Below are 6,089 nucleotides of genomic sequence, written 5' to 3' on the forward strand. Positions count from 1 at the left end.
GCGGTCGACGTGCGCCACGGCCGCCGGTTGGCGCCGGTAGGGCGGCCGGGCACCTACGGCGTGTTCGGCCCGGACGGGTCCGTGCTGGCGCTGGTCGAGGAAGGCGCCGAGGCGGTCCGCTCGCTGGTCGTGTTCGCCCCGGCCTGACCTCGCGCGCGGCCGGGGCGGGCGGCGCTCGACCGTACCGCGCGAGAATGTCCTAGGCTTCCCACGTGCAAACGTGGCGAGGGGCGGAGAACACGCCGGCCGAGTGGCGCGGCGGGGTCGTCACGATCGGTTTCTTCGACGGCGTGCACCTCGGGCATCGGCAGATCATCGGGCAGGCGGTGCGCCGCGCCCGGGACCGCGGCGAGCGGGCCGTCGTTCTCACCTTCGATCCGCACCCGGGCGAGGTGCTCCGCCCGGGCAGTCATCCGGCCCTGCTGACGACGCTGCGGCACAAGGCCGAGCTGCTCGCGGGGATCGGCGTCGACGCGCTGTGCGTGCAGCCGTTCACGCTGGACTTCAGTCGGCTCCCCCCGGCCGAGTTCGTGCACGGGATGCTGGTCGAGCGGCTCGGCGCGAGTGTGGTCGTGGTCGGGGAGAACTTCACCTACGGCCACCGGGCCGCCGGCACGTTGGCCGCGTTGGTGGCGCACGGGGCTCGGGAGGGGTTCGAGGTCGACGGGGTCCGCCTGGTTCGCTCGGGGGACCGGGTGCTGTCCTCGACCGAGATCCGTCGCCGCGTCGCCGAGGGCGACGTGGAGTCGGCCGCCGTGGCCCTGGCTCGGCCACATCGGGTCGAGGGCGTGGTCGTCCACGGTGACGCCCGCGGTCGGACGATCGGCTACCCGACGGCCAACGTCGAGGTGACGCCGTGGGCGGCAGTGCCGGCCGACGGGGTGTATGCGGGGTTCGCCTGCTGGGACGGCCGCCGTCAGCCCGCCGCGATCTCGATCGGTACGAACCCGACGTTCGCCGGCCGGGAGCGGCGGGTCGAGGCGTTCCTGCTGGACTTCGACGGGGATCTCTACGGCGAGTACCTTGCCTACGAGTTCACCAGCCGGCTGCGTCCGACGCTGCGATTCGAGTCGGTGGACGAGCTCGTCAAGCAGATGGCCGCCGACGTCGAGGCGACCCGGACGGTCACCCTGTCCGTCTGAGCGCGGGCGACCCGCGGGTACGGCGGCGACCGGGTTCCGAGCGCTTCCCCTCGGGTTGATAGGCTTCGGGTCCAGGCGGGTGCGGCGTGTCCGGACCACACGGCGATGAGGCCGTGGTCCGGCGGTCGATTCGGGTGAGGAAGACCCCGATCGCGCGCCGTCCCGAAGCAGAAGGAGAGGGTGGAGCGTGCCGCTCGCGAGCGACGTCAAGCAAAAGATCATGTCCGATTACGCCACCGTTGAGCGGGATACCGGCTCGCCCGAGGTGCAGGTCGCGATGCTGACCCGTCGGATCAGTGACCTGACCGAGCATCTCAAGGTGCACAAGCACGACCACCACAGCCGCCGGGGCCTGCTCCTGCTCGTCGGGCGACGCCGCCGGCTGCTGAACTACCTGTCAAAGACGGATATCAACCGATACCGGGCCCTGATCGAGCGACTTGGCCTACGGCGGTAGCGCGAAGAGGGAGCGGCCCTTCGGGGGACGCTCCCTCTGACGCATCAGGGGTACATACCAGATGCGTCGCTCGCCGGCGGAGGTCTCCGCCGGCGGATCAGAGGACCTGACCGGGTTCGTGGTGGCGAGAGCCGCCGGTCCTCGGTCGTGGTCGCCGGGAGCGGGCAACGCCCTGCCCGGGGGCTTCGACTGAGCACCGGCCTCCTCGAGACGCGGACGCGGCCGGAGAAGAAGATCGGCTGCGTGGACCCGGCCGAAGAAGAGGATGGAGTGGTTCGAGTGGACGACTCGACACATGCGGCCGAGGCGGTCATTGCGACCCCGGCCGGAAATCGCACGGTGCGGTTCGAGACCGGTCGATTGGCCAGCCAGGCCGCCGGTTCCGCCGTCGCCTACCTGGGCGACACGATGGTGCTCTCGGCGACGACGGTCAGCAAGCAGCCCAAGGAACAGCTCGACTTCTTCCCGTTGACGGTGGACGTCGAGGAGCGGATGTACGCCGCCGGGCGGATCCCCGGTTCGTTCTTCCGGCGCGAGGGCCGGCCGAGTGAGGACGCGATCCTCACCTGCCGTCTCATCGACCGGCCGTTGCGCCCCTCGTTCGCCAAGGGGCTGCGTAACGAGATCCAGGTCGTGGCCACGGTGCTGGCCCTCGACCCGGACACGCTCTACGACGTGGTCGCGATCAACGCGGCCAGCGCGTCGACGACCCTGTCCGGGCTGCCCTTCACCGGCCCGATCGGCGCGACCCGGGTCGGGTACGTCGACGGCGAGTGGATCGCCTTCCCGACGCATTCGGAGCTGGCGCGGGCCACCTTCGACATGGTCGTGGCCGGTCGCGTCGTCGAGGACGGCTCGGACGTGGCGATCATGATGGTTGAGGCCGAGGCCACCCCGGGCACGGTGGAGCTGATCGCCGGCGGCGCCCCCGCGCCGACCGAGGAGGTCGTCGCCGCGGGCCTGGAGGCCGCCAAGCCCGCCATCCGCGAGCTGTGTCGGGCCCAGAGCGAGCTGGCCTCGCTGGCCGGCGGGAAGGCGACGCGGGAGTTCCCGGTCTTCATCGACCACCACGACGACGTGCTCGAGGCGCTGTCCGCCGCCGTCGGCGACGAGCTGTCCGCCGCGCTGCGCATCGCCGGCAAGGCCGACCGGGAGAACGAGCTCGACCGGGTCCGCCAGTTGGCCGCGGAGAAGGTCGCCGCCCAGTTCGAGGGGCGGGAGAAGGAGATCGGTGCCGCCTACCGCGCGCTGACCAAGAAGCTCGTCCGCTCCCGCATCGTCACCGAGGGCGTGCGGATCGACGGCCGGTCGACGACCGAGATCCGGGAGCTGTCGGCCGAGGTCGACTACATCCCGCGGGTGCACGGCTCGGCGCTGTTCGAGCGGGGTGAGACGCAGATCCTCGGCGTCACCACCCTGGCGATGCTGCGCATGGAGCAGACGGTCGACACGCTCAACCCCGACCGGACCAAGCGTTACATGCACAACTACAACTTCCCGCCGTACTCCACCGGCGAGACCGGTCGCGTCGGGTCGCCGAAGCGGCGCGAGATCGGCCACGGCGCGCTCGCCGAGCGGGCGCTGCTGCCGGTGCTGCCCAGCCGCGAGGAGTTCCCCTACGCGATCCGGCAGGTCTCCGAGGCGCTGAGCTCCAACGGCTCGACGTCGATGGGGTCGGTCTGCGCGAGCACGCTGTCCCTGCTCAACGCCGGCGTGCCGCTCAAGGCGCCGGTCGCCGGCATCGCGATGGGTCTCGTGCACGCCGACGACACCTACGTCACGCTGACCGACATCCTCGGCGCCGAGGACGCGTACGGCGACATGGACTTCAAGGTCGCCGGCACCCGCGATTTCGTCACCGCCCTGCAGCTCGACACCAAGCTCGACGGCATCCCCGCCTCGGTGCTGGCCTCGGCCCTGCAGCAGGCCCGGGGCGCGCGGCTGGCGATCCTCGACGTCATGGCCGAGGCGATCGGCAGCCCGGACGAGATGTCCGCGCACGCCCCGCGGGTCATCTCGGTGAAGATCCCGGTCGACAAGATCGGCGAGGTCATCGGGCCCAAGGGCAAGATGATCAACCAGATCCAGGCGGACAGCGGCGCCGAGATCACGGTCGAGGACGACGGCACGATCTACATCGGCGCGGTGGACGGTCCCTCGGCGGAGTCCGCCCGGTCGGCCATCAACGCGATCGCCAACCCGCAGATGCCCGAGGTCGGCGAGCGGTATCTCGGTACCATCGTCAAGATCACCAACTTTGGTGCGTTCGTCTCGCTCACCCCGGGCCGGGACGGCCTGCTGCACGTGTCCAAGCTCAAGACGCTCTCGGGCGGCAAGCGGGTGGAGAAGGTCGAGGACGTGCTGACCGTGGGACAGAAGCTCCAGGTGGAGATCACCGAGATCGACGCCCGCGGCAAGATCAGCCTTTCTCCGAGTGCCGAGGCCGCGGACGCGGCGGCGGCTTCCTGACGGCCCGCCGTGTCCGACACCCCCACCCCTGACCTGACCCGCTCCGCCGACGGCGCCGGCACCTCGGTTCGGGGCGCCGCGGACGCCGGCGAGCGGGTAGCCCGCCTGCTCGCCGGGGGCTCCGGCAGCGAGACCCTGCTGGGCGGCGCGGTGCGGCGCACCGTGCTGCCCGGCGGGTTGCGCGTGATCACCGAGCGGGTCCCCGGGGTCCGTTCGGCCGCGATCGGCGTCTGGGTGGGCGTCGGCTCGCGCGACGAGACCCCGGTGACCGCCGGCTGCTCCCACTACCTCGAGCACCTGCTGTTCAAGGGCACCCCGACCAGGGATGCCCTGACGATCAGCGCGTCGGTCGAGGCGGTCGGCGGTGACCTCAACGCGTTCACGAGCAAGGAGTACACCTGCTACTACGCGCGGGTGCTGGACTCCGACCTCGCGATGGCGGTCGGCGTCGTCGCCGACATGGTCACCAACTCGCTGGTGACCGCCGACGACGTCGAGGCCGAGCGTGGCGTGATCCTCGAGGAGATCGCCATGCACGAGGACGACCCTGGCGACGTCGTCCACGACGTCTTCGCCGAGGCGATGCTCGGCGCGTCGGCGCTCGGCCGGCCGGTGCTCGGCACGATCGAGTCGATCGAGGGGCTCGGCCGCGAGACGATCGCCGACTACTACCGATCTCGGTACGTCCCGCCCGCGATGGTCGTCTCGGTCGCCGGCAACCTGGAGCACGATCGTGTGCTCGCGCTCGTCGCGGACGCCTTCGGCGACCATCTGACGTCGGCCGGGGATCCGTCGGCGGTGCGCGTCGGGCGCTACGACTACCCGCCGGCGCCCGGCATCGTCGTGTCGGAGCGGCCCACCGAGCAGGCGAACCTCGTGCTGGGCACGGTGGGGCTGTCCCGGCACGATCCGCGTCGCTTCGCCCTCGGGGTGCTCTCGACGGCGCTCGGCGGTGGGATGAGTTCCCGGCTGTTCCAGGAGGTCCGGGAGAAGCGGGGCCTGGCGTACTCGGTGTACTCGTTCGCGTCGCACTTCGCCGACGCCGGCCTGTTCGGCGTCTACGCCGGCTGCGCCCCCAAACGCGCCGACGAGGTCCTGGCGATCGCCCGGGACCAGGTGCGGTCCATCGCCGAGCGCGGGATCAGCGCCGAGGAGCTCGACCGCGCCCGCGGGCAGAGCCACGGCTCCCTCGTCCTCGGCCTGGAGGACACCGGTTCGCGGATGAGCCGTCTGGGCAAGAGCGAGCTCGTCCACGGCGAGTTGCTGTCCGTCGACGAGCTCATCGCCCGGGTGGACGCGGTCACCCTCGACGACGTCACGCAGATCGCGGCGACGCTCGTCGAGCAGCCCTGGGCCCTCGGCGTCATCGGGCCCTTCGACGATCACGACTTCGGCGCGGCCGTCGCCCGCTGAGCCGTCGCCCCGCTGAGCCGTCGCCCCGACCCGGGCCCAGGCCCGGGTGCACACGGACCGGCGGTTCGGTCGCGGCGGCGCAGCGCGGCGTTCGGCGTCCGCCACGGAGGGGAGAGGCATGAGCGAGCAGCTCACGGTGGGGGTTCTCGGTGCACGCGGCCGCATGGGGTCGACGGTGTGTGCCGCCGTCGAGGCCGCCGGAGACCTCGCGCTCGTCGCCGCGCTCGATGTCGGCGACGACCGGGACGCGCTCGCCGATGCCGCCGTGGTCGTCGACTTCACCACCCCGGACGCGGTGCTCGACAACGTCCGCTGGTGCGTCGAGGCGGGCCGGCACGTCGTCGTCGGCACCACCGGCTTCGACGACCAGCGGCTGGCCACGGTGCGTGGCTGGCTCGGCGACGCGCCGAAGGTCGGCGTGCTGGTCGCCCCGAACTTCGGGGTGGCTGCCGTACTCATGATGATGTTCGCCGCCCGCGCGGCCCGCTTCTTCGACTCCGTCGAGATCGTCGAGTTGCACCATCCCAACAAGGTCGACGCGCCGAGCGGCACCGCCCGGCGCACGGCCGAGCTCGTGGCGCAGGCCCGCGCGGCCGCCGGACTGGCGC

The 6,089-nt window shown here is 71.8% G+C and carries 6 protein-coding genes; all 6 read left to right on the plus strand.

Annotated features, from left to right (window positions below; translation table 11 throughout):
- Window positions 1-9: 9 nt before the first annotated feature.
- Entirely contained in the window at window positions 10-147 is a 138-nt protein-coding gene (locus ND748_RS34205; protein ID WP_308205700.1) for a hypothetical protein, read from the plus strand.
- A 65-nt stretch (window positions 148-212) separates the two neighbouring features.
- Window positions 213-1,142, plus strand: coding sequence for a bifunctional riboflavin kinase/FAD synthetase (locus tag ND748_RS22585; protein WP_251747968.1), 930 nt, complete (start codon window positions 213-215; stop codon window positions 1,140-1,142).
- 187 nt (window positions 1,143-1,329) lie between these two features.
- Window positions 1,330-1,599, plus strand: a complete 270-nt coding sequence (gene rpsO / locus ND748_RS22590; protein ID WP_009742365.1) for a 30S ribosomal protein S15 — start codon at window positions 1,330-1,332, stop codon at window positions 1,597-1,599.
- A 279-nt stretch (window positions 1,600-1,878) separates the two neighbouring features.
- The gene (locus ND748_RS22595) at window positions 1,879-4,068 is read left to right on the plus strand and encodes a polyribonucleotide nucleotidyltransferase (RefSeq protein WP_251747969.1); all 2,190 of its coding nucleotides are present in this window, start codon (window positions 1,879-1,881) and stop codon (window positions 4,066-4,068) included.
- A 9-nt stretch (window positions 4,069-4,077) separates the two neighbouring features.
- The gene (locus ND748_RS22600; protein ID WP_251747970.1) at window positions 4,078-5,481 is read left to right on the plus strand and encodes a pitrilysin family protein; all 1,404 of its coding nucleotides are present in this window, start codon (window positions 4,078-4,080) and stop codon (window positions 5,479-5,481) included.
- Window positions 5,482-5,599: 118 nt separating this feature from the next.
- Window positions 5,600-6,089 (plus strand): 4-hydroxy-tetrahydrodipicolinate reductase (locus tag ND748_RS22605; protein ID WP_251747971.1); only part of this gene is annotated, 490 nt, incomplete at its 3' end.

Source organism: Frankia sp. AiPs1 (genome assembly GCF_023716945.1).
Classification (GTDB): Bacteria; Actinomycetota; Actinomycetes; order Frankiales; family Frankiaceae; genus Frankia.